Below are 24076 nucleotides of genomic sequence, written 5' to 3'. Positions count from 1 at the left end.
GACTGGTCCTTTCTGAAGCTAAAGCCTTGTCAAGCGTTCTCCGCCGATTTAATAATAATTGAGGGGGCCTGGCCCCTGCCGAGCCGGGCGAGGTTGCCAACTTGTTGGAAAAGATTGGAAGCCCGGCGAGGTTGGTACTTGCTTCTCTCCGGCGAGGTTACTCTATTCCTCCTTTTGTCTGGTGAAACAACTTTCCAAATGATCATTAACCAATCCCACTGCTTGCATATAGGCATACATGATTGTACTGCCCACAAAAGACATTCCACGTTGTCTTAAATCTTTTGACAATTTGTCGCTTTCCGCTGTAGATACAGGAATCTGACGCATATCATCATAGTGATTCACAATAGGTTTTCCCTCAACAAATCCCCAAAGATAGGCATCAAAGCTACCAAATTCCTCTTGGAGTTGAAGGAACACCTGTGCATTCTTCCGTGCGGAGTAGATTTTGAGACGGTTTCGAATAATTCCTGCATCCTCCCGAAGCGCTTCCAACTCTTCATCGGTCATAGCAGCAACTTTTTTTGGATCAAAGTGATGAAATGCTTTTCTATAGCCTTCTCTTCTCTTTAATATGGTGTACCAACTCAATCCTGCCTGAGCCCCTTCCAGAATCAGAAACTCAAATAGCTCCTGATCATCGTGAACCGGAATTCCCCATTCTGTATCGTGATACTTGGCATAATCTTCCTGTCCTTCTTGATCACCGAAACATCGTTTGATTATCATTTTTCTCCTTTCGTTTCAATAGGAGTTATCTTACTAAAGTATGCTTGTTATCCCTACACATGACCCCTCCCTATCCCCCTGGGGGATAAGGTCACAGTATCATATCCTAGGGCAGAATTCAACATTTACAAACAGTCCAGTGGCTTAGCACCGGTCTTCATGCCGCTCTTTCTCGCATGGAAAATGCGAAACCCCGCTGGCTTCTCTCCGGCATGACAAAGGACCAGCCAATCGGCTGGCCCTTCCTGAAGCATAAGCCTTGTCAAGCGTTCCCCGCCGATTTAATAATAATTGAGGGGGCCTGGCCCCTGCCGAGCCGGGCGAGGTTGCCAACTTGTTGGAAAAGATTGGAAGCCCGGCGAGGTTGCTCGAAAAGATTGGAAGCCCGGCGAGGTTGTTTCCGATGACTTACACGAGGCATTTGGTTTCAGAACAGATTACCAGATCGTGAAGGCACCAGAAATGAAAAAAATCCAAAAGCTTACCAAACAATGAAGAAAGTACGCACTTCCTCTTGAACAGAAAAAGCTTGAAAGCCCCTATCCTTAAGGGTTTCCAAGCTTTTTAGATTCTACAACTGTCAAAGACAGGATATACGATAACTTATTTCAATGGGAAGATTGTTTTATTTTCTACCTGCCAGCCTGTTCTCCGGCATGACAAAGGACCAGCCAATTGACTGGTCCTCCCTGAAGCGTAAGCCTTGTCAAGCGTTTCCCGCCGATTTAATAATAATTGAGGGGGCCTGGCCCCTTTCCTCGACGGGGCCTTCCCCCTTATGGAATGAAAAGATCACTCGCCCCGGCGAGGTTGTTCCCTACACATAATCCCCCCTATCCCCCTGGGGGATAAGGTCACAGTATCATATCCTAGGGCAGAATTCAACATTTACAACCAGTCCAGTGGCTTAGTACCGGTCTTCATGCCGCTCTTTCTCGCATGGAAAATGCGAAACCCCGCTGGCTTCTCTCCGGCATGACAAAGGACCAGCCGATCGGCTGATCCTTCCTGAAGCGTAAGCCTTGTCAAGCGTTTCCCGCCGATTTAATAATAATTGAGGGGGCCTGGCCCCTTTCCTCGACGGGGCCTTCCCCCTTATGGAATGAAAAGATCACTCGCCCCGGCGAGGTTGCTCTATCTCACACGAACGGGAACACATAGCGATCTATTCTAAACAAACAAGCGCCTGTTCTTGATAGAGCAAGGTGACTTAGCACCGGTTTTTATATCACTTTTTCCCGCATGGAAAATGCCGAGAAACCTCTGATTGCAAGGGTTCTCGGCGTTTTTATCTTACCATTTTCTTTGAAACCCGGATTTCCGTCCATCGCCCTACAATGCCCCGTCAGCACGATCCCTCAAGGAAAAGCGGTCACTCTCTCCTTGCTGCTCTCCGGCATGACAAAGGACCAGCCGATCGGCTGGTCCTTCCTGAAGCGTAAGTCTTGTCAAGCGTTTCCCGCCGATTTAATAATAATTGAGGGGGCCTGGCCCCTGCCGAGCCGGGCGAGGTTGCCAGAAAAGATCACTCGCCCCGGCGAGGTTGCTCGCCCCTTTCCTCGACGGGGCCTTCCTCCTTATGGAATGAAAAGATCACTCGCCCCGGTGAGGTTCTATCCTTGCTGCTCTCCGGCATGGCAAAGGACCAGCCGATCGACTGGTCCTTCCTGAAGCATAAGCCTTGTCAAGCGTTTCCTGCCGATTTAATAATAATTGAGGGGGCCTGGCCCCTGCCGAGCCGGGCGAGGTTGCTCGAGCTGAGAATAAATCGGAAGCCCAGCGAGGTTGCTCCCGGTCCACCATGCGTGTTTCGTGGTGGAGGAACGCTTCGGCGACCAGGCCGACATCCAGGAACGTCAGGTGCCTGCTGTCCCGGTTGAAGGCCATGGCCGGTGATACGCCCTCCCCCAGTGCGCTGTGCGGACTGTCATGATAATAGGCGTCCAGCCAGATCTGCCACAGCCGGTTCAGCTCCTCGAGGGTTTTGACCTTGGCCGCTTTTGTCTCTGCGATGAAGGCGTTGACCGAATCGTTGAACTTCTCGATCTTGCCCTTGGACTTTGCGGTATACGGTTTGTGGTGGATCAACCGGATCCCCAGCTTGGCGCAGCTGGTCCGCAGCTGCCTTGAGACATATTGCTTTCCATTGTCCAGATAGGCTGCATCAAACTTGCCGTGTTTTAGGATGGCCTTTCGGAAGGTGTCCTCCACGATGGTGGCCTCCTGGTTGTCATAGAATCCGGACGCCACGATGTATCGTGTGCAGTCATCTATGGCGGCGGAAAGGTAGGTCTGGACCTTGGCGCCGTTCTTTCCAATCGGCAGTTTCGGCCCGTATTTCAGGTCCGCTTGGATCAGCATCATGCGATGGGGTTTGGCGAATCGTCCGGCACCGTTGTTTTTCGCCTCCACATATCTCCTCATCTGTTTCTTGCCGAAACCGGCGTTGTACAGATATCGTTGCAACGTGGGGCGCGTGAGGATGCCGGGTTCGACCCTCCCCTCCATTTCGAGAATCCGGATGATCTGCTGGACGCTGCGCGTCGGCACCTCGCGTTTCAACAGGATCGCCTCCTGAACCAGCTCGCCGAAATCCGCCGGCAGTTTTGGAGAGGGCTTTCTTTTCTGGGGGCAGGGCTTCAGTCCGGAAAAGCCGTTTTTACGGTAGGCATGCTCATAGCGTTGGATGCTTCTGACGGAACAGCCGTATTTCTCGGCCTGCCGTTCGCGGAGCATCTGTCTCTTCTGCGGATCGAGCGTTTCGTCCAGCAATGGCGAAATCATCTGGTGCCGGTTCAGCGCGGCTTCATCCCGCCAGTTTTCGGTATCCGTTGTCATGGTTTGGTTCCTCCTGATCTATTGATGGAGGTATCATAGCACGATGGGAAATCCGACAACAAAACAAATCAGGTGCACAGGGTGGGCGGTCACGGCCGCAGCCGATGCCCCGCATTGTAGATAGGGCGGACAAGGACAGGGAGCCAACCGCTTCCCATCCGGCGCAGGAATTCCACAAGGGATATGCCGGCCGACAAAAGCTCGTCGGAAAAGCCAAGCAGCGAATGCCCTATGCTGCGGAGCATTCCTTCAATCCGCAGTGTGTTTCGCTTCAGGAAATTCTGCCAGCGTCCCATGGTTGCTTCGCAGGGATGATCCTCGCTGGGAAGGTCGGATGGCGTCGACACGCCATCCAGGACATCTTCAATGACGGTGCATGCATAGTGTTTGTGCGGGACAAGACAATCCGGCAGCTCGTTGTGGAGTCGTCCACAGCTGCATTTCATCCTTCGAATCTGGATGCGGCTTTTGTGTCCACCGTATTGGCGGCATATGCGCAGGCGGCTGTCGCGATAGGTCAGGTCAGAACCGCATTCCGGACAGATCCCGTCTGTTTCTTGTCCCGTAAGATAAAAAAATCAAGTTCCTCGTTGTACATCAGCGTGTATTTTGATATAATTATCATCACGGTTGGCCCCGAGGAACGCGATCCTGCGAAGATGAGTTCCTTGGGGTTTTTCCTTTTCTTTTTTAATGACAGTATACTAATCAATTCTGCGACAGGCAATCAATTCTTTTTAAAGTCATTTCAACTGGTCAAAAACAGCTAAAGCCTTGTCAAGCGTTCTCCGCCGATTTAATAATAATTGAGGGGGCCTGGCCCCTTTCCTCGACGGGGCCTTCCTCCTTGCGGTATGAAAAGATCACTCGCCCCGGCGAGGTTGCTCGCCGATTTAATAATAATTGAGGGGGCCTGGCCCCTGCCGAGCCGGGCGAGGTTGCCAACTTGTTGGAAAAGATTGGAAGCCCGGCGAGGTTGTTTGTTCACCGATACCTGGGACCAGGGCGCCGTTTGTTCCGAAATGCGTTCTGCCGCCTCGGCCAGACGTTGGCAAGCGGATCTCCAGTCCTTCCAGAAGGAAATCCTTTCCGTCAGTGAAATCACCCCCGACCCCTCTGCCCTTCCATCCCAAGAGGTGGTCGAGTTGCGGCAGTATCCGCTGTTTTATTACCTCTACGACTATTTTGTCCAGCGGGACGGGTTTGACGACCCCTGGTACCAGGCGTATTCCACCTTGGACCGGGATAGACTGATGGCGCGGCTTAGGACGCTCCTGTGACATGGCCTTGGGCATCAGCCTTATTGTGATTTCGCTAGTGGTTTTGATTTATGGAGTGATGAGAAATTACGAACACGCAACACATCCGAGTGCAACACCAGTCGATAGCCGCCACCTCAAATTCCACACCAGTTCACTTAGTACCTGTTTTTATATCACTTTTTCCCGCATGTAAAATGCCGAGAACCCTTGCAATCAGGGGGTTCTCGGCATTTTCATCTTGCTATTTTCTTTGAAACTCGGATTTCCATCCATCGCCGTACAATCTCCCGTCATCACGATCCCTCCAGGAAAAGCGGTCACTCTCCTTGCTGCTCTCCGGCGAGATTGCTCTATTCCTCCTTTTGTCTGGTGAAACAACTTTCCAAATGATCATCAACCAATCCCACTGCTTGCATATAGGCATACATGATCGTACTGCCCACAAAAGACATTCCACGTTTTCTTAAATCTTTTGACAATTTGTCGCTTTCCGCTGTAGATGCAGGAATCTGACACATATCATCATAGTGATTCACAATCGGTTTTCCCTCAACAAATCCCCAAAGATAGGCATCAAAGCTACCAAATTCCTCTTGGAGTTGAAGGAACACCTGTGCATTCTTCCGTGCGGAATGGATTTTGAGACGGTTTCGAATAATTCCTGCATCCTCCCGAAGCGCTTCCAACTCTTCATCGGTCATAGCAGCAACTTTTTTTGGATCAAAGTGATGAAATGCTTTTCTATAGCCTTCTCTTCTCTTTAATATGGTGTACCAACTCAATCCTGCCTGAGCCCCTTCCAGAATCAGAAACTCAAATAGCTCCTGATCATCGTGAAGCGGAATTCCCCATTCTGTATCGTGATACTTGGCATAATCTTCCTGTCCTTCTTGATCACCGAAACATCGTTTGACTATCATTTTTCTCCTTTCGTTTCAATAGGAGTTATCTTACTAAAGTATGCTTGTTATCCCTACACATGATCCCTCCCTATCCCCCTGGGGGATAAGGTCACAGTATCATATCCTAGGGCAGAATTCAACATTTACAAACAGTCCAGTGGCTTAGTGCCGGTCTTCATGCCGCCCTTTCTCGCATTGAAAATGCGAAACCCCGCTGGCTGCTCTCCGGCATGACAAAGGACCAGCCAATCGGCTGGTCCTTCCTGAAGCGTAAGCCTTGTCAAGCGTTTCCCGCCGATTTAATAATAATTGAGGGGGCCTGGCCCCTGCCGAGCCGGGCGAAATTGCCAACTTGTTGGAAAAGATTGGAGGCCCGGGGAGGTTGTTGGAATAAAGCTTGCGCCCCTGGCCGGAACTGCAGGCGTTCAGGACGGAACCAATTATTTTCTTGAAAACTTCCTGCACAATTGGGGGCTGAAGCTGACTATCGCCATCCTGACCGCAATCGCTGCAGGCCTTCTGGCAAACAGCAGGAACATATCCGAGGGCAACACCAGTCGATAGCCGCCAACACGATGCCTCCAGGAAAAGCGGTCACTCTCCTTGCTGCTCTCCGGCATGGCAAAGGACCAGTCGATCGGCTGGTACTTCCTGAAGCGCAAGTCTTGTCAAGCGTTTCCCGCCGATTTAATAATAATTGAGGGGGCCTGGCCCCTGCCGAGCCGGGCGAGGTTGCCAACTTGTTGGAAAAGATTGGAAGCCCGGCGAGGTTGTTTCTCTGCCCTTCCATCCCAAGAGGTGGTCGAGTTGCGGCAGTATCCGCTGTTTTATTTCATCTACGACTATTTTGTCCAGCGGGACGGGTTTGATGACCCCTGGTACCAGGCCTATTCCACCTTGGACCGGGATGGACTGATGGCGCGCCTTCGGACGCTCCTATGATGGCGTGATGAGAAATTACAAACAAGCATTTGTACTCGCCCTGCTTTTGGTGTACATCTCAATCGGCTTCCTACCTTCTTTCAGAATAAAGCTTGCGCCCCTGGCCGGAACTGCAGGCGTTCAGGACGGAACCAATTATTTTCTTGAAAACTTCCTGCACAATTGGGAGCTGAAGCTGACTATCGCCATCCTGACCGCAATCGCTGCAGGCCTTCTGGCAAACAGCAGGAACATATCCGAGGGCAACACCAGTCGATAGCCGCCAACACGATGCCTCCAGGAAAAGCGGTCACTCTCCTTGCTGCTCTCCGGCATGGCAAAGGACCAGTCGATCGGCTGGTCCTTCCTGAAGCGCAAGTCTTGTCAAGCGTTTCCCGCCGATTTAATAATAATTGAGGGGGCCTGGCCCCTTTCCTCGACGGGGCTTTCCCCTTGCGGTATGAAAAGATCACTCGCCCCGGCGAGGTTGCTCGTATGCTGTGTCCTTCCCTCCGCGGGAATTACCCCGTTTCATCAGTACTATTACACAGTCCGACTCCCTAACGCCTTCCGCCTTCCTCGCTTTATTATCGCTTGTTATGCGTACTCCAGGTCTGCACCCGAAGAGCTGTTAGGGTCTCCTAAGTTACCGCACCATATCAATGTCTAGCATGCCGAGTTCAACGACCCCGGGGAAGCCGCAGCATTCTTACCATTTGCGTCTGCTGCGGTTTTGCATTCTGCTTCAGACCAGAGCATCTGCCTTCACCGATTTGGGATTACGGGGCTTAATCACTTCAACTTTTCAGCTTTCAGCCTGCTATCTTGTTTGCCTACGCTTAAACTTACCCGTCGCCGGGCAAGCTCCAAGGCTAACTACGGGCGGTTGGTCTACCTTACCCGGTGGGGTTCCCTCCCACTATATGGTGCGACATTGCTTAGACGCACGGCCTGGCCCCTGCCGAGCCGGGCGAGGTTGCTCGAGCTGAGAATAAATCGGAAGCCCAGCGAGGTTGCTCGAAACGATTGGAGGCCCGGCGAGGTTGCTACCTTCAGCTAACGCTTCCTGCTACCAAGCGCGTAGTGGACTTGCACCACCAAGTTATCGCCCATGCCGGACGCACCAAAAAAAGAGGATGAGCCAGTTGGCCCATCCTCTTTTCCACTAGCAATTCTTAGTAAAGAACTACTACATCAACAACACCGTCTGCATCAACTACATCGTATGCTCTAAGGGTGCTGAAGCTTCTGATGTCTCTTGTGGATCCCAAAGTGTATTTGCTTCCATCAACTTTGTAAACAATAACATCAGTATCCAGTGTTCTTACAAAGACACCATCATTTTTCAACTGAGATCCTTCTACTGTGAATCCTGTTCCAGTAGCCGCAATCTCATAAACGCTAGTATCGTCATCTGCATCGGCTGCAACATTAACCAACTCAGTGATTACTCCGTTAGCATTTGTTTTGATTTCGTACAATACTTTGCTTGCAATAAGTGTGGATGGTGCTACAGTTCCTTTATAACCATAAGTTACTGCTTTGCCATCTACCCACATTACAACTTCAAAATCGTAATCATCAGAATCAACATTTGCCCACTCGTTGATTACACCATACAAGCCATCAACAATTGTGTCGCTTTCAAGAATCAGCATAGCAACGATTTGGTTGTTGTCATTCAGGATGATTTGAGCTTTAGCATTGTCTGTTCCCAAGATGCTTGAACGTGATACAACACTATAGTTGTCGTCGTCAGCTTTTTGAGAAGCAGATTCAACATTTCCATCGTATACATAAATCAATGCATTTGTGGAAATTTCATAACCTTTATAGTATCCTCTTGTGGAAATGTCTGCTGCAACATTGTAGTCTCCTACAAGATCGCTTTGCAAGTAGTCAACTTCCCCATTAGAATCAACACCATACTTAACCAGAGTTGCTGCAGGAGTTGTTCCAATAAAAGTACTCAACCATGCATAGTCGTTAGCCATAAATGCTACATCGTCGCTAGAACCATCGACAACAAACACTTTAGAGCTTCCATCTGCGATGAACATCTTAACCAGAGTATCTTTTCCAGTCAATCCAGGCTCACCACTTCCAGTTTCAAGAACAACTGCATAATCCGTTCCTGCTGCATCTTCTGCTTCTTCCATTTCATAGATTTCGCCATATGCATCAAGCTTAACGTCTACTTTTGTTCCAGTAGATTGAGCTACGCCAACGAACTCTGAAGAAATGTCATAAGTTTTTCCAGCAATTGTATATGTTTTGTTGTCACTGCTAATTCTTGTGATTGTTCCTGCTACAGTTTCAGTTCCAACCGCAACTTTTGTGATATAGCTTCCGCCAACATAGACATAAACAACATTGTCTTTTTCAATATCGTCCAGGCTAGCTACACCAACAAGCTCAAATGAATTCATGTCGATTTCGTCATTATCATCAAGCTCAAATTCTCTTGTAAACAGTTTTTGATCTTCGGAGATATCATCAGCATCAGCTGTAGTAAATACATCAGCTTCTGTGACAACCCACTGAGAAATTGCATATACTTCTGTGATTCTAGATCCGGATACTTTAGCTGCAAGCATGTATTCAACATCACTAGTTTCTACAGTGTATCTGTTTACAACCACACCATTCGTGAAGAATATTGCGGCAGGAGATGTAGAAATCAATGCTGTTTGTGCAGCAGCTGCAACAGTGTAGTCTTTTCCGTCAACTTCGAATGTTCCGATTCCATCGAACTCACCAACAAGAACAGACTCTTCTTGGTTCAGCAGGATGATTTCATCTTCATCGTTCATGTAACCGGAAGCATACACACCAACCCAAGGACGCAGGTTGATTACTGTGTCTTCTTCTCCAGTGATAACATCCTTAGCAAGTTCTTTAGCGCCAAGTCTTTTGATCATGGTGTCGTTGTTTGCGTTAGCAACCCACTCGTTGTCTGCGTTCACTTTGCCAATCTGTTGATCAATCGCATTGTACATCATGATTGCGATGTCGCCTCTTCTAGCACCTGTTCCAGCAATTTCTACGTCGTCGAACAATTTCATGTCCATAGCTTTAGCAAGGTAGTTGTTGGGCCATGTGCCACCCAGAGAAGCGTCTGTGTAGCCAATAGCTCTTACGATCATTGTAGCCGCTTCTGCATAAGTTACAGGAGCGTTGGGCTTGAATGTGTTGTCGGGATATCCGATAACGATTCCGGTTCCGTTAGCCAAAGCTACGAATCCCTGTGCCCATTGTGCTGCCCACATGTCGCTGAAGCTGCTTGTTGTACCTGTGGCAAGCTTTGTGTAGCCCAGAGCTGCGATGGTCAATTTGGCCATTTCTGCTCTTGTTACGATTCCATTAGGCTGGAATGTGCCATCGGGGTAACCATTGATTACACCCAGTGTTGTCAACAGGTTTACGGACTCGAGAGTCTTTCCGTTTTCGAGATCTGAATAACCTGTTGCGGCGAAAGATACGGTTGCGGTTGAAAGCATCAACGCGAACGCAAGTACCAGCGCCACTACTTTTTTGAGATTTCTCATAAAAAGTGTCCTCCTTATAAAGTTTTTTTGTTTTTGAACATACACGCATATGTTCTGAATACATGCAAATTATAGCATTTAGTAGGGCCATCGTCAACCTGTTAACAGCACCTGTAACATTTCTGTAATTTAGCGGGCCTTTCCCGAGCGGGCCTCCAGCGCGCCCAGGAAGCCCTGCATGAGCCCCAGGACGTACCCGGCCGGGTCCGCCACCTGGTCCTTGTAGAGGTTGGCCACCAGGTCCTTTCCGCAGAAGGCGGCGCAGTGGATGAAGAGCTGCCGCTGGAAGCAGAGGGCGTCGAATTCCCCCACCTCCACCTGCAGTTTCCTTTCCTTATAATGGTCCCGGAGCAGTTCCAGGGTGTAGCCGATCCCCTTCTTGTGGAGCTCCAGGATCCGCTTCTGGTGCTCCTCCCCCAGGACCGCCTGGAGGACCAGGACGTCCGTATGCTCGAAGAGCCTTCCCAGGCCGCTTTGGTCCTGGGAAAGGGCCGCCAGCAGCAGGACCACGGTGTTCCTCAGCCGCTCCGCCGCCGGGGTTTCCGGCCCGCCCGCCTGGGCATGGAGGCCTTCCACCATCTCCTGGAAGACGAATAGGATGGCCTGGGCCACCAGGTCCTCCTTGCTCCTGAAGTGCTCGTAGATGGTGCTTTTTCCCAGCTCCGCCTGGTGGGCCACCTTGGACATGGTGACCTCCCCCACCCCCTCCCTGCAGAGGATTCCGGCGGCGGAGTGGAGGATCCGGTCCTTGGTGGACAGATTTTTTTGCTCTGTCATAGGGCTTCCCCCTTCCTTTTCAGCTCCCGCTTCATGCGCCTGGCCTCCCTGGCCGCCAGGAACTTCCTGTGCCGGTTGTCCATGATGCTGAAGAGGACGGGTATGAAGACCAGGGTCAGGAACATGGAGATGCTCAGGCCGAAGATGACCACGGTGGACATGGGGGCTTGGAGCTCCGCCCCCTCCCCTATCCCCAAGGCCAGGGGGAAGAGGGCCAGAACCGTGGTGAGGGTGGTCATGAGGATGGGCCGCAGGCGGATGGGACCCGCGTTGGTGATGGCCGTGTAGGTGTCCTCCCCCCGGGCCATCCGGGTCTGGATGTAGTCGATGAGGACGATGGCGTTGTTCACCACGATCCCCGCCAGCATGATGTAGCCGATGATGGAGGGGACGTTCAGGTTCCTGTTGGTCAGGAAGAGTCCCAAGGTCCCCGCCGAGAAGGCCAGCGGGGTGGTGAACATGATGATGAAGGGTGCCAGGAGGGACTCGAACTGGGAGGCGATGATCATGTACACCAGGATCAGTGCCAGGATGAGGGCCAGTCCCAGGTCGGAGAAGGCTTCCACCATCTCCTGGTTCTGTCCCCCGAATTCGATGGTGTAGCCCCGGGGCAGCTCCATGGCGTCCACCAGGGTCTGGATTTCCGCAGAGACCAATCCCAGGTCCCTGCCGTAGACGTCCGCCGAGACGGTAACGGTCCTTGCCTGGTCCTCCCGGTTGATCTGCAGGGGGCCGGAGCGGCCCTGGATGTCCGCCACCAATCCCAGGGGCACGGTGCCTCCCGCCGGGGTGCCGATGGGCATCTGCTCCAGGGCCGTGATGCTCTCCTGGTAACGGGTGTCCCCTTCCAGGACCACGTCGATCTCATCCCCTTCGATCCTATAGCGTGTGGCGGTCTTCCCGTCCAGCACGTTCTTGACTTCCGACGCCACCTGTGCGGTGGTCAGGCCGAACCGGGAGGCGTTGTTCCTGTCCAGGCGCATCTCCACTTGGGGGATGGCGTCCTCCAGGCTGTTGGAGATGTTCCGGGCCCCTTGGACGGTGCCCACCTTGTCCCCCACCTGGAGCGCCAGATCCTCCAGAAGCTCCAGGTCGTCCCCTTTGATCTGGATGGAGATGGCGCTGCCGCCCCCCATCATGCCCGTGGAGCTGGTGGCGGCCACGGTGGCTTTCATGCCCGGAATCCGGGCGATCCGCCCTTCGATGTCCACAACCACGTCGTCCACGCTCCGGTTCCGCTGGTCCAGAGGAACCAGCATCCCCTGTACGGCTCCGGAATTCATCATACGGATGCCGCTGCTGATGGAGGCATTGGTGAAGACATAATCCAGCTCCGGCACGTCCAGGATGGCTTCCACCACCTGGTCCACCAGAGAGCCGATCTCTTCCACCCCGGCCCCTGGTTCGGTCTCCAGGTTGATGGTGAAGGTCCCCTCGTCGGTCATGGGCATGAACTCCTTGCCCACCAGGACCATGGAGAGCATGGACGCCACGAAGAAGACGAAGGCCCCCAGGACCACGGTCTTCTTGTGGTGCAGGGCCCAGCGGAGAAGATTCCGGTACCCCTCCTCCAGCCGGCTGTAGAACCTGTCCGCCTGGTCCAGAAGGAAAGCCACCGGCTTGGCCCTGTTCGCATGGTGCATGCCCTGCTGCTCGTCCACCACCAGAAGCTTGGAAGCCAGCATGGGCACCAAGGTCAGGGAGACCACCAGGGAGGAGACCAGGGAGAAGGTGACGGTCAGCGCCAGCTCCCGGAACATGATGGAGGTGACCCCTTCCACGAAAACGATGGGGAGGAACACGGCGATGGTGGTCAGGGTGGAGGCGGTGACGGCCATGGCCACTTCCCTGGCCCCTTCCACCGCCGCCTCTTTCCTGGGCTTCCCTTCCTGGACGAACCGGTAGATGTTCTCCAGTACCACCACCGCGTTGTCCACCAGCATCCCGATCCCCAGGGCAAGTCCCCCCAGGGTCATCATGTTCAGGGTGATGCCGTTGAAGTAGATCAGGATGAAGGTGGCGATGACGGAGATGGGGATGGCGAGCCCGATGATGATGGTGCTCCGCACGCTCCGCAGGAAAATGAAGAGCACGAAGACCGCCAGAATCCCTCCCACCATGCCGTTGTTGGCCACCTGGTTGATGGAGCGCTTGATGAAGTCGGACTGGTCGTAGATGACCCGGACCTCATACTCGCTGCCCTTTGCCGTCTCCAGGAGGGACTGCCGGACCGCATTCGCCACGGCCACCGTGTTGGTGCCGGACTGCTTCTGGACGGCAATGCTCACCGCCGGCTCCCCGTCCACCTTCGTGATGGAGCTCTGCTCCTTGTTTGCCATCTCCACCACGGCGATCTCCCGGACCCGGAGGATGCCGCCGGTGCCCAGGGGGATGGGCAGGTCCCGGATCTCCTCCAGGTCCTCGAACTCCCCGATGCCCCGAAGGAGCAGCTCCTTGTCCCCCTGGAACACAGTGCCTGCAGGCATGTTGATGTTCTCCGCCCCCAGGATTCCAGCTACCCTGTCCAGGGTCAGGCCGTAGCCCTCCATCTTGGCGGTGTCTACCTGGATGGAGACGTATTCCTCATAGCCTCCGGAGACTTCCGCGGAGGCGACCCCCTGTACCCGCTCCACGGAGGGTTTCAGCACATCGTCCGCATACCGCTGGAGGGTGGCCACGTCGGCGCCGGAGACCGCCACCTGCATGATGGGGGTGGCGTTGATGTCGATTCGCATGACCATGGGGTCCGAGGCTCCGTCCGGCAGGAAGCCGGCGACCATGTCCACCTTCTCCCGCATGTCCAGTGTGGCGAAGTCCATGTCCGTGCCGATCTTGAATTGGGCGATGACGATGGAGCTCCCCTCCCGGGTGATGGAGGTGATGGCGTCGATGTCGGCCACGGTCCCCATGACCTCCTCGATGGGCCGGGTGACCAGCTTCTCGATCTCCTCAGGGGCGACGTTGGCATAAGTGGTGTTCACGATGGCCACGGGGATCTCGATGTTGGGGTATAGGTCGATGGGCAGCCGGGAGGAGGAAACCATCCCGAACAGCACCACCACCAGCATGAACATCACCGTGGTGATGGGTCTTCTTACGGCAAGGGAAGGTAGGTTCATGATGCGTCCCCCCTCACCGGGTCGATCAGGGTGTCTTCATCGATGAGGCCCACGCCCTTCACGACGATTTCCAGGCCGGCCTCCAAGCCGGAAAGGATTTCCACCTTCCCGCCCTGGGCAAGGCCGGTTGCCACGACCGCCTTGCGGACGGTGGCCGTTTCCTCCCCACCTTCTCCCGTGCGTTCCACCACGAAGACATAGCTCTCCTGGTTCCGCTGGACCACGCTCTGGGCGGGCACCACCAGGGTGTCCTCCCGCTTCTCCGTGTCCACCAGGACGGTGGCGAACATCCCCGGCTTCACCTTGTGGTCCTGGTTTAGGATCTCGATGGTCACCGGAAAAAGGAGGGTCCTGCTGTCAGCGACAGGGTTGATGGTGGTGACGGTGCCGAAGATTTCCTCCCCTTCCAGGGAGGCGATCCGGATCTGGACCTGCTGGCCTTGGGCTACCTTGTTGACCAGGCTCTCGGAGACTTCCGTACGGATGACCACCTTGTCGATGTCCGCCAGGACCACCGCGGGCTGGGCGTTGGTGGCCAGCTGCTCCTCCTCGATGCCCACGGAGACCACGAATCCCCTGATGGGGGCGGTGAAGAACATGTCCCCCCGGTTGTCCTGGGCGCTGGAGTAGCTGGTTGTGGCTTGGCGGTAGCCTGCGTCCGCCTGCTTGATGGTGGCCTGGGCGTTCTCCACCGCGATGTTCGCCTGCTTCATCCCCTGCTCCGCCTGGGCCAGCTGCTTCTCCAGCAGCACCAGGGTCTCGGTGGAGGCGTTCAATTCCATCTGCTCCAGGTCCGCCTTGGAGATGATGCCCTCCTCATACAGGGTCCTGTACCGGGCCAGGTTGGCCTGGCCGTTCTCGTACTTCTCCACGCCCATCCTGTAGTTGGAGAGGGCCAGCTCGTATGCCAGACGGGCGGACTCCACCGATGCCTGGGCGTTCTTCAGGGCCACCTGGGCCTGTTCCCGGCTGGCGGCTGCGCTGCTGATCCCGATCCCCGCCTGGGTGATCTGGGTGTCCAGGTCGTCGGTGTAGAGGGAGAAGAGGGGGTCTCCCGCCTCCACCTCATCCCCTACCTTCACCTGGAGCTTGGAGACCTTGGCGGGGATGGTGGGGATGACGTTCACCGTCTTGTCCGCCGCGATGGTACCGATCAGCTCCACCGTGGTGGCGATGGACCCCTGTTCCACCAGAACGGTCTCCACCGCCACCTTCTTCTCCCCTTCCACCGATGCCATGTTCCGGGTACGGATCCCTTCCATGACCCGTGGATAGACGACCGCCGCCACCAGGGCCAGTGCGGCCAATCCTATGATGATCTTTCCTGTCTTCTTCATGGAACGAAAAACCTCCTGCTCTTGTCTCATGGTTTGCCGACCGACCAGTCGGTCGGCAGTCAATTCCATTCTAGAACAAGGCAGGAGGCCTGTCAATTAAGTTTTGATTAATTCGGTTTCTGGGCGCTTCCTATTGGTAGTTCCCGCTGGCCCGTCGGTCCACATGGTATAGGACCACGTCCCCAGCGGCCGTCTCCAGGCTGCTCTGGGCGGTGTCGTAGCCCTCCCGGTCCCATTGGTTGTCGTAGAGCAGATGGGGAGCGGATGCCTGCAGGGCCTGGTCCACCTTGGTAGGACCGTCCTTCTGGATGTCCGCGGCCACGTTCTTGTGGACCTCCACCTGGAAGTTCACCATGATGTAGCCCGTCTGGAGGAAGGGGGGCCTGTCCAGCCGGACGGTCCCCAGGTCCCCCAGCCGGGTTCCCGCAGGGACGAAGACCGTGCTGCTGGGCAGGTGGTACTGCCCGTACCACTTCTGGATGGAGGCGCGGGCCCTGTTTGTCCCCACCTCCGGGGGGAGGCTGGCGAAGTTCCCCACGAAGGTCCGCTGCTGTTCCGTAAGCCGGATGGTATTTCCGGCCTTGAGGGACCGGGCCTGGCTGTTGGCCAGGTCCTTCAGCCAGGCGGCCATGTCCTTCCCGTCCCCCCGGTTCTGGGCCGCCAGGGCGGCGGCGGTGTCCTCCAGTTCCTTCTTGATGATCCCCCTTCCCGGAGCGTACAGGACCATCTGGAGGAGGGAATTGTCCCCCGGGTCCCCCAGCTTCACCAGCCTGCCTCCGCTGTTGTAATAGGCGTCCACCTCCTGGCGGTTCTTCCCCTGGGCATCCACATGGTGGAACCGGGGCCGGACCAGGGCGAAGTCGTTCCCCTCCATGGTGTCCCCATTGGTCAGGAAGTCGAAACAAAAGGGGTAGCCCAGCCGGAGGGCCGCCCCCGGATTGCCGGTGTTCTTCCCGGGGGTCACCGGAAGGATGTTCTTCCGCGCGGGGTCGGGGATGCCCCATGGATTGTTCCTCCCGGAATGGAAGACCGTGTCCGCACCTTTATAATGTGCTTCCCAGGCCGGGTCCCGGTTGTAGGTCACCCGGAAGTTGTAGAGCTGTCCCGTCAAGGAGACCTTCACCGCGGCCACCGCCTGGTGGTTTAGTACACCTAGGTTGGCGTAGGGCTCCTGGGCGGCCGTCTCCGGATTCCCCCCGTTCGTCGGCAGGGTCCTGAATCGGACGGTAACCTCCTTCGCTTCCGCCGCCCAGGCGGGGAGGAAATAGGTCTGTGACAGGGCTCCGGCGGAGAAGTCCGTCCAGGTCCAGGCCTTGCGGTACACCCCACCCTGGTAGACGTCGAAGGGGAACTGGACCTGGCGGGCCTGGGTGTACTTGGCGTAGTCCCTGGTCCCGTAGCCCGGGATGGACCGGTGGCTGCCCTGGGTGGGGTACCGGATTTCGAAGGAATCCCCCAGGAGCAGGTTGGGGAGGGAGGGGTCCGGGACCGCAGCAGTGGAGTCTGCAATCCTGGAGAGGACCACCGGACGGCAGACCACCGGAGTGTGGACCGTCACCGGGTTCCCCTGGAGGGCAAGCTCCCGGGCGGCGGCCATGCCGTGGCTTCCGTAGCTGTAAGCCAGCTTGTACCAGAGGCTTCCCGCCGTTGGGGCCTGGCCCCGGTTGGCCAGGCCCGGGGGTATCTCCAGGCTCTCCCTGTAGAGGACGGAAGGTCCCAGACGGGGGGAGTCCGGCAGTGGATTCCCCGGCAATATGGTGCTTCCCTGCAGCAGGAGCCGGTCGTCTTCTGTAAGGATGCTGCCGATGGCTCCTTCCGCCACGGACTGGAGTCCGGAGGTGGAGGAGATGGTCCCCACATTCACGGTGGTGTCGGAAGGCTCGCTTAGGATGCCCCCCTGGACCAGGCCAGCCGATACCGCTCCCCCCAGGGCCGGGATTTCCAGGCTTCCTCCCGCCAGGACGGCGCTTCCCACCTGGGCCTTGTCCACCCCGTAGGCGTAGTACCAGACCACGTCCCGGTAGGAATAGCTCCTGCTGACCAGGTAGGTCTTGCTGAAGCTGGTGTACTTGGTGGTGTAGACCACCTCCCCGTCCACGATGCTGGTGGTGGTGCTCTTGCGCCTTCCCGTGACCACCACCGTATAGGTCCTGGTGCCGGTGACGGTCACCCAGGCGTAGTCCGCCCCATAGAGGTTCCCGTCCACCTGGGCATAGAGCTTCTCCCCGGTGGGGATTCCCTGGGACACGTCGAAGATCTCCCCTCCCCGGGCCATGGCCCGAAGCTTGATGTCCCCGGCCCCCAGGGTGGGGTCCGACGGGGGAGCCGCCGGTGCAGACTTCTCCACCACGGCCATCGCCTCCCGGACAGCTGTGCTGCCGTTTTGGTCCGTGGCCTTGAGCACGATCCGGATTTCCGTCCTCGCCGTCGGGGTGGAGTGGTACAGGGGGACGGTTCCTGTGTACCAATTTCCCGTGATAGGGATGGGTGTTCCCAGGGGATGGAGGGCCGGATCCTGGGGCATGGCATTCTCCATCTCCAGAATTTCATAGGAAACCAGAGGCTCCAGGGAGTTGATGGCGAAGTGGAAAGTCCCGTCGATGGACATGGTCTCCAAAGGAATCCGGGGTTCCACCTGGATGGTGCTGGTGACCTCAACCAGGGAGTCCACCTCGGACTTGGAAGGGATCACCACGGTGATGTACCAGGTCTCCGGGACGCCGTCCTTGTTGGAGTCCCAGAGGTGCTCGAAGCGGAGGAGTCCCCGGCTCTTCTCGGTGATGGGCTGGAGGAGGATGGCCCGTTCCAGCCAGGGCTCCGGGCCTTCGGATTCGTCGAAGAAGTCCCCGGGGCTTTGGCCGCCGCCGTATTCCTGGGTCAAGGATTGGAGGATGCCTTGGGCGTAGAAGGAGAGCTCGGTGGGATCGGAGGCGGTGTAGGTTTCAATCTGTGTAATTGGATTTGCGTTTAACTTCCAGTTCCAGTTATTTATTAAGGTACTGGCTGGATCATCATCCAAATAATTCGGATTATTAACATTGTCTCCATTAGGCGTATAGCCCAAATATCTGTATTCGCCTGATTTAAATGTACCAAATGGTTCACCAATACATATCATCGAATAGACATTCCAAGTGTCAACATTAAAACTAATCTGATTGATGACATCACTATGCCAGAACCGGTCATTCAACTCATCTATGGCTTCTTGCATCTCTTGAGGCACCTCCATAGACTCTATTGGATGTATTCCGAAGAGAAAAACTGCTCCCATACACATGCTAAATATCCAACGCGCTCCCCTTATCCCCATAGTATTTCCTCCCTATTCCACTACATACCGTTCATATTTTTCAATAAACTCTTTATCCCTGAACAAGATAGAAAAACCTACTAATGGTGATCCTTTTAGTGTGGGATTTTCTTTGAAATGGACAACCATAGTCAATCTTACCAAATACCGCCCCTGATCCAAATAGAATACCTTGTCCTCTTCAGGAAGCAAGTCTTGATAATTCTCTTTCTGCCGAAGATAGGTCATGACCTTAATGACTTCTTGTTCTGGCAACCTGCGTTGCAACAACCGTTTGAAGTCTTCTACGTGGCCTGCCAAAGGACCATTTCTATTGTACAATATTTCTCCATATGCATTGTCACTGCTTAGATTAAAAAAGAAGCTGCCTTCAGAATAGCTGATTTCATTCGGTGTGTACTTCATCCCACTCTCCAGCAACCCCATATCCACCCGAATCCGCTCCCTTACCTCCTGCTCCACCGGGTCCACCCACTCCGCCCCGCCGTACAGCTGCGCCCCCATGGCCGCCCGGATCTCCTCCCGGATCCGCTCCGGCTCCAGCACCAGCCTCTTGTCCGGGGACAGCAACCGCTCCACCACCGTGCAGGCCTCCGCCCGGGTCAGGATCCCCGCCGGCCGGAAGGTGTGGTCCGGATAGCCCCCCAGGATGCCCGCCCCGTAGGCCGCAAGCACCGCCTCCCTGGTAGCCGGCTCCAGGTTCCGGCTGTCCACCAGGCACCGCTCCAGCACCCCAAAGTCCGGGAGTTCCCCCGTCCCTTCCGAAAGCTCCAGTGCCCGGACCAGGATCCGGGCCATCTTCTGCCGGTCGATGGGCGCCCGATAGTCCCCTATCTCTCCGGGAAGCAGAAGCCCCAGCTCCAGCGCCTTGTCGATGGCCGGCTGGGCCCAGTAGCCCGTCCCATTCTCCGGGGAATTCCCCAGGGCACGGACCGTCAGGGCCACGAACTGGTCCGCCGAAAGCTGCCCCTGGGGGCGGAAGCTCCCGTCCGGATATCCCTGGACGATCCGCCTCCCGTCCGTGGCCAGGGAGAGGACCGTCCCATGGAACCAGTCCCCCTCCCCCACATCCGTGAACCCTGCCCTTCCGCTGACACCCAGCCGCAGGACCAGGAAGAACCCCATGCACAACACTCCCAGCACCAACCCTTTTTTCAATCCCATCCGACGCCTCCTTCTCCATGGCCTTCTTGCGCCATGCCTTTCCTGGATTGTACCCCAACCGGGCATACCGAAACAATCCATGCCCGCCGACACCCTGGGTTGCGAAAAGGCCTTGAATTTTTCCCCCGGGGGTCCCATAATGGTGCTAGAAGAAATCCCAAGGAGGACATCCATGAAGAAAATCGTGCTCACCGGCGGCGGCACCGCAGGCCACGTCACCCCCAACTTCGCCCTGCTGGAGGGCCTCGCAGAGGCCGGCTACGAGATCCACTACATCGGCTCCAGGAACGGCATCGAGAAGGAGCTGGTCCGGCAGCAGCATCTCCCCTACCATCCCATCTCCTCAGGCAAGCTCCGGCGCTACAAGGACCTGAAGAACCTGACCGACCCCTTCAAGGTGCTCCTGGGCTGCGTCCAGGCCTGGAAGGTCCTGGGCAGGATCAGGCCCGCGGTGGTCTTCTCCAAGGGAGGCTTCGTGGCGGTCCCGGTGGTCTTGGGTGCCTGGCTCCGCCGGATCCCCGTGGTGGTCCACGAGTCGGACATGACCCCGGGACTGGCCAACCGCCTGAGCCAGCCCTTCGCCAAGGCGGTCTGCACCACCTTCCCCCAGACCCTGGAGCACCTCCCCAAGACAAAAGGGGTCCACACCGGAAGCCCCATCCGCAAATCCCTCTACCAGGGGGACGCGGGGCGGGGTCGGGAATTCACCGGCCTCACCGCCCGGCGGCCGGTCCTGCTGATGATGGGCGGGAGCATCGGCTCCGTGAAGGTCAACCAGGTCCTTAGGGCCCTGCTCCCGACCCTCCTGGAGGAGTTCCACGTCCTCCACCTCTGCGGGAAAGGGAACCTGGACGACAAACTGGAAGGCACCCCGGGCTACCGGCAGTACGAGTTCATCGGCAAGGAGCTGCCGGACCTGCTGGCCATGGCCGACCTGGTCCTCTCCCGGGCGGGCTCCAACGCCATCTCCGAATTCCTGGCCCTGAAGAAGCCCGCCCTCCTGGTGCCCCTTTCCGCCGGGGCCAGCCGGGGGGACCAGATCCTAAACGCCCGGGCCTTCCAACGGGACGGCTACGCCCACCTTCTCCAGGAAGAGGAACTCACCCAGGAGACCCTGCTGGAGGCCATCCGGCAGCTGTGGACGGACAGGGACGCCTGCATCCGGGCCATGGAGGGCGCCCCCCACACGGACGGGACAGAAAAGGTCCTGGAGACAATAAAGGAGTACAGCCGCTAAGGCCGTACTCCTTTGTTTTTATGAAGGGTCATCCGCGCCTCCGTCCGCTGGTCTAGCCGACTTCCACCCCCCGCAGCCGGGCGCCCCCTTCCCTGGAGAGCCGCCGGAGCAGGTCCTCCCCGAAGGGCGTCGGGCCTTCCGCCTCCACGGGCCGATACTGCTGGAGGTAATAGGGTTCCCCCCGGAAGCTCCGGCACAGGGTCTTAAGAGCCTCCACGCCCATCTCCGGATAGGCCGTGGTCCTGAACTCGTAGCTTGGGGCCTTCCGGACAAGGGCCACCGAAGCCTCCACCGCTCCGCCGTAGGGCCAGCCGGAAACCTCCCCGTACCCTTCCGGCACCGTCTTGATATCCATGGCGACGTGGTCCACAAGCCCTTTTTCCAGGAGTCCTTCCAGGACGTCCGGGCGGGTGCCGTTGGTGTCCAGCTTCACCGGATACCCCAGGGCCTTGACCCTTTCCAAAAAGGGGACAAGCCCTTCCTGCAGGGTGGGCTCCCCTCCCGAGACCACCACCCCCTCCAGCAGACCCTTGCGCAAGGCCAGGTGCCCCAGGACCTCCTCCTCGGAGACGGAGTCCTCCATCCCTTCCAGGTCCCTGTTGTGGCAGTAGGGGCAGGACATGTTGCATCCCCGGGTGAAGACCACCGCCGCCATGCGCCCCTCGTAGTCCACCAGGGAGCAGCGGTTGTACGCGGCGATGCGCATCAGCAATCCCCCGCCTTCTCCAGGTCGAACCGCATCCTGTCGGCGAACTCCAGCCGCTTCCCGCTGTTGTACTTGGACACGGGCCGGTAGTAGCCCGTCACCCGGGAGTAGACCTCGGTCTCCCCGCCGCATTCGGGACAGGTGTAATGCTCCCCCTTCCTGTAGCCGTGGGCCTTGCAATGGGAAAAGGTGGGGGTGTAGGAAAGGTAGGGCAGCTGGTGCCTGCCGAAGATCTTGCGGATCAGGTTCCCGACGACCTGCCCGTCCGTCACCTTGTCCGCCGTATACAGGTGGAGCACCGTCCCGCCGGTGTACTTCGACTGGAGTCCGTCCTGGAGCTCCACCACCTGGAGGATGTCGTCTGTGTATTGGGGGGGCAGCTGGGAGGAGTTGGTGTAGTAGGGCACCTCTCTGGTACCCTGGCAGAAGATGTCCGGATACAGCTTCCTGTCCTTCAGGGCCAGACGGTAGGCCGTGGATTCCGCCGGGGTGGCTTCCAGGTTGTACATGTTCCCGGTGGCCGCCTGGGCCTCCTGGAGCAGGTCCCGAAGACGGTCCATGACCTCGTTGGCGAAGGCGATCCCCCGCTCGGAGCCGATGTCCTTGCCCAGGAAGTTCTGGACCGCCTCGTTCATCCCCACGATGCCGATGGTGGAGAAATGGTTGGACCAGTACTGTCCCGTCCGCTCCTTTATCTCCTGCAGGTAGATGCAGCAGTAGGGATACAGGCCCTCGTCGCTCCACCGCTCGATGCATTTCCGCTTCAGCTCCAGGGACTCCACCGCCAGGTCCACGGCGCCCTGCAGGCGCTCCAGGAACTGCTCCCTGGTCTTGGACCGGTAGCCGATCCGGGGCAGGTTGAGGGTCACCACCCCGATGCTGCCGGTGAGGGGGTTGGAGCCGAACAGCCCGCCTCCCCGCTTCCGAAGCTCCCGCTGGTCCAGCCGCAGCCTGCAGCACATGGACCGGGCGTCCTCCGGGGAGAGGTCGGAATTGATGAAGTTGGCGAAGTAGGGGACCCCGAACTTGACGGTGAGCCCCATCCAATGGCGGACCACTTCCGAATCCCAGGGGAAGTCCTTGTCCACGTTCAGGGTGGGGATCGGGAAGGTGAACAGGCGGCCTTCCGCATCCCCTTCCAGCATGCATTCCACATAGGCCCGGTTCACCATGTCCATCTCCGCCTGGAACTCCCCGTAGCACCGGTCCAGCATCCTGCCCCCCAGCACCACCGCCGTGTCCCTCAGGTTCCCCGGGCACCGCAGGTCGAAGGTCAGGTTGGTGAAGGGCGCCTGCCCTCCCACCCGCATGGGCATGTTGATCTCGAAGATGAAGGACTTCATGTGCCGCTTCACCTCCCCATAGGTGAGGCCGTCGTAGTGGATGAAGGGGGCCAGGTAGGTGTCGAAGGAGGAGAAGGCCTGGGCCCCGGCGTTCTCCAGCTGGGTTGCGAAGATGGAGTTGGCCAGCTGCCCCAGGATGGTGGAAAAATGGCCGGCGGGGGCGCTGGACTGGCGTTCCCCCCGAAAGCCCTGCCGGATCAGCTGGTGCAGGTCCCATCCCGAACAGTAGGGGGAGAGATAGCCCAGGTCGTGGATGTGCAGGTCCCCGCTCTCATGGGCGTTGGAGACCTCCACCGGATAGATTTCGTTCAGCCAGTACAGCTTCACGAACTCCTCCCGGGTATAGTTGTAGAGGGCCATCACGGAACGGTCGGCTCCGTTGGCGTTCTCCCGGACCTGCCAATCCAACTCCTCCAGGTAGTTGTTCATGAGGCGGACGGTGGCCCCCACCAGGGAATCCTTCTGCCGCGCCTCCGTCCGCTGGTGCCTGTAGAGGATGTACTTCTTCGCCGTACGGGCGTGCCCGTTCTCGATCAGCACCTTCTCCACACTGTCCTGGATGTCCTCGATCCCCACCGGATCCCCATGGCGCGCCTCCACATGCAGGGCCACCTGCTCCGCCAGTTCCTGGGCGCACCCGTAATCCGTTCCCCCGCAGGCCTTTGCCGCCTTGAAGATCGCCCGGGCGATCTTCTCCCTGTCGAATCCCTTGATTTCACCGTTCCTTTTCCTTACCGTTGTTGCCATCCCGCACCTCCGTCGTCATCCGTTGTGATTGGAAAGCAAGACACGGATGGGAAAAAGGGCAGAAAAAAACACCTGCCCCCGGCAGATGTGCTGTGCGCGGCAAAGCGCCGCAACCATCCGCTTCCCACCG

The 24076-nt window shown here is 57.0% G+C and carries 16 protein-coding genes; 4 read left to right on the top strand and 12 right to left on the bottom strand.

Going from position 1 to position 24076, the window contains the following annotated elements; genetic code table 11:
• Nucleotides 1–162: 162 nt before the first annotated feature.
• The 3 genes from GXN74_RS01390 to GXN74_RS14890 form a co-directional block, all read right to left on the bottom strand.
• Entirely contained in the window at nucleotides 163–732 is a 570-nt protein-coding gene (locus GXN74_RS01390) for a DNA-3-methyladenine glycosylase I (RefSeq protein ID WP_162369131.1), read from the bottom strand.
• A gap of 1593 nt (nucleotides 733–2325) precedes the next feature.
• Nucleotides 2326–3570, bottom strand: a complete 1245-nt coding sequence (locus tag GXN74_RS01385; RefSeq protein WP_162369130.1) for a DDE-type integrase/transposase/recombinase — start codon at nucleotides 3568–3570, stop codon at nucleotides 2326–2328.
• Between the two features lie 89 nt (nucleotides 3571–3659).
• Nucleotides 3660–4064: a DUF6431 domain-containing protein gene (locus GXN74_RS14890; protein WP_425481800.1), complete on the bottom strand. Its 405-nt coding sequence runs from the start codon at nucleotides 4062–4064 to the stop codon at nucleotides 3660–3662.
• 486 nt (nucleotides 4065–4550) lie between these two features.
• Here GXN74_RS14890 and GXN74_RS01375 point away from each other — a divergent pair, with 486 nt between their 5' ends.
• Nucleotides 4551–4850 carry a hypothetical protein gene (locus tag GXN74_RS01375; protein WP_162369128.1) on the top strand — a complete coding sequence of 100 codons (300 nt, stop codon included), beginning with the start codon at nucleotides 4551–4553 and terminating at the stop codon, nucleotides 4848–4850.
• Between the two features lie 332 nt (nucleotides 4851–5182).
• Here GXN74_RS01375 and GXN74_RS01370 read toward each other — a convergent pair whose 3' ends face one another.
• Nucleotides 5183–5752: a DNA-3-methyladenine glycosylase I gene (locus GXN74_RS01370; protein WP_162369127.1), complete on the bottom strand. Its 570-nt coding sequence runs from the start codon at nucleotides 5750–5752 to the stop codon at nucleotides 5183–5185.
• A 789-nt stretch (nucleotides 5753–6541) separates the two neighbouring features.
• Between GXN74_RS01370 and GXN74_RS14675 the strand changes: the two genes are divergently transcribed.
• Nucleotides 6542–6676: a hypothetical protein gene (locus GXN74_RS14675; protein WP_281355197.1), complete on the top strand. Its 135-nt coding sequence runs from the start codon at nucleotides 6542–6544 to the stop codon at nucleotides 6674–6676.
• Between the two features lie 7 nt (nucleotides 6677–6683).
• Entirely contained in the window at nucleotides 6684–6935 is a 252-nt protein-coding gene (locus GXN74_RS01365) for a hypothetical protein (protein ID WP_162369126.1), read from the top strand.
• A gap of 895 nt (nucleotides 6936–7830) precedes the next feature.
• Here the strand turns inward: GXN74_RS01365 and GXN74_RS01360 are convergent.
• The 6 genes from GXN74_RS01360 to GXN74_RS14670 all read right to left on the bottom strand — a co-directional run bounded on the left by GXN74_RS01360 (nucleotide 7831) and on the right by GXN74_RS14670 (nucleotide 19913).
• Nucleotides 7831–10203 (bottom strand): S-layer homology domain-containing protein, encoded by a 2373-nt coding sequence (locus tag GXN74_RS01360; protein ID WP_162369125.1) that lies wholly within the window; start codon nucleotides 10201–10203, stop codon nucleotides 7831–7833.
• 129 nt (nucleotides 10204–10332) lie between these two features.
• Nucleotides 10333–10980: a TetR/AcrR family transcriptional regulator gene (locus GXN74_RS01355; protein WP_162369124.1), complete on the bottom strand. Its 648-nt coding sequence runs from the start codon at nucleotides 10978–10980 to the stop codon at nucleotides 10333–10335.
• Nucleotides 10977–14099: an efflux RND transporter permease subunit gene (locus GXN74_RS01350; RefSeq protein ID WP_162369123.1), complete on the bottom strand. Its 3123-nt coding sequence runs from the start codon at nucleotides 14097–14099 to the stop codon at nucleotides 10977–10979. The genes GXN74_RS01355 and GXN74_RS01350 overlap by 4 nt, the downstream gene beginning before the upstream one ends.
• Nucleotides 14096–15436 (bottom strand): efflux RND transporter periplasmic adaptor subunit, encoded by a 1341-nt coding sequence (locus tag GXN74_RS01345; RefSeq protein ID WP_162369122.1) that lies wholly within the window; start codon nucleotides 15434–15436, stop codon nucleotides 14096–14098. The genes GXN74_RS01350 and GXN74_RS01345 overlap by 4 nt, the downstream gene beginning before the upstream one ends.
• A 130-nt stretch (nucleotides 15437–15566) precedes the next feature.
• A complete protein-coding gene (locus GXN74_RS01340; RefSeq protein ID WP_162369121.1) occupies nucleotides 15567–18317 on the bottom strand; it encodes a DUF5704 domain-containing protein in 2751 nt (916 codons plus the stop codon).
• A 444-nt stretch (nucleotides 18318–18761) separates the two neighbouring features.
• Nucleotides 18762–19913: an S-layer homology domain-containing protein gene (locus GXN74_RS14670; protein ID WP_162369120.1), complete on the bottom strand. Its 1152-nt coding sequence runs from the start codon at nucleotides 19911–19913 to the stop codon at nucleotides 18762–18764.
• A gap of 172 nt (nucleotides 19914–20085) precedes the next feature.
• Here GXN74_RS14670 and GXN74_RS01330 point away from each other — a divergent pair, with 172 nt between their 5' ends.
• Nucleotides 20086–21150 (top strand): undecaprenyldiphospho-muramoylpentapeptide beta-N-acetylglucosaminyltransferase, encoded by a 1065-nt coding sequence (locus tag GXN74_RS01330; protein ID WP_162369119.1) that lies wholly within the window; start codon nucleotides 20086–20088, stop codon nucleotides 21148–21150.
• Nucleotides 21151–21202: 52 nt separating this feature from the next.
• Here the strand turns inward: GXN74_RS01330 and GXN74_RS01325 are convergent, their stop codons facing one another.
• Nucleotides 21203–21856, bottom strand: coding sequence for an anaerobic ribonucleoside-triphosphate reductase activating protein (locus tag GXN74_RS01325; protein WP_162369183.1), 654 nt, complete (start codon nucleotides 21854–21856; stop codon nucleotides 21203–21205).
• Nucleotides 21856–23946 (bottom strand): ribonucleoside triphosphate reductase, encoded by a 2091-nt coding sequence (locus tag GXN74_RS01320; RefSeq protein ID WP_162369118.1) that lies wholly within the window; start codon nucleotides 23944–23946, stop codon nucleotides 21856–21858. Before GXN74_RS01320 ends, GXN74_RS01325 begins: the two co-directional genes overlap by 1 nt.
• Nucleotides 23947–24076 lie beyond the last annotated feature (130 nt).

Source organism: Anaerotalea alkaliphila (assembly GCF_010179735.1).
GTDB classification, from domain to species: domain Bacteria; phylum Bacillota; class Clostridia; order Lachnospirales; family Vallitaleaceae; genus Anaerotalea; species Anaerotalea alkaliphila.
The sequence above is the reverse complement of the archived record's forward strand: the minus strand, read 5'-3'. Positions and strand labels throughout refer to the sequence as shown.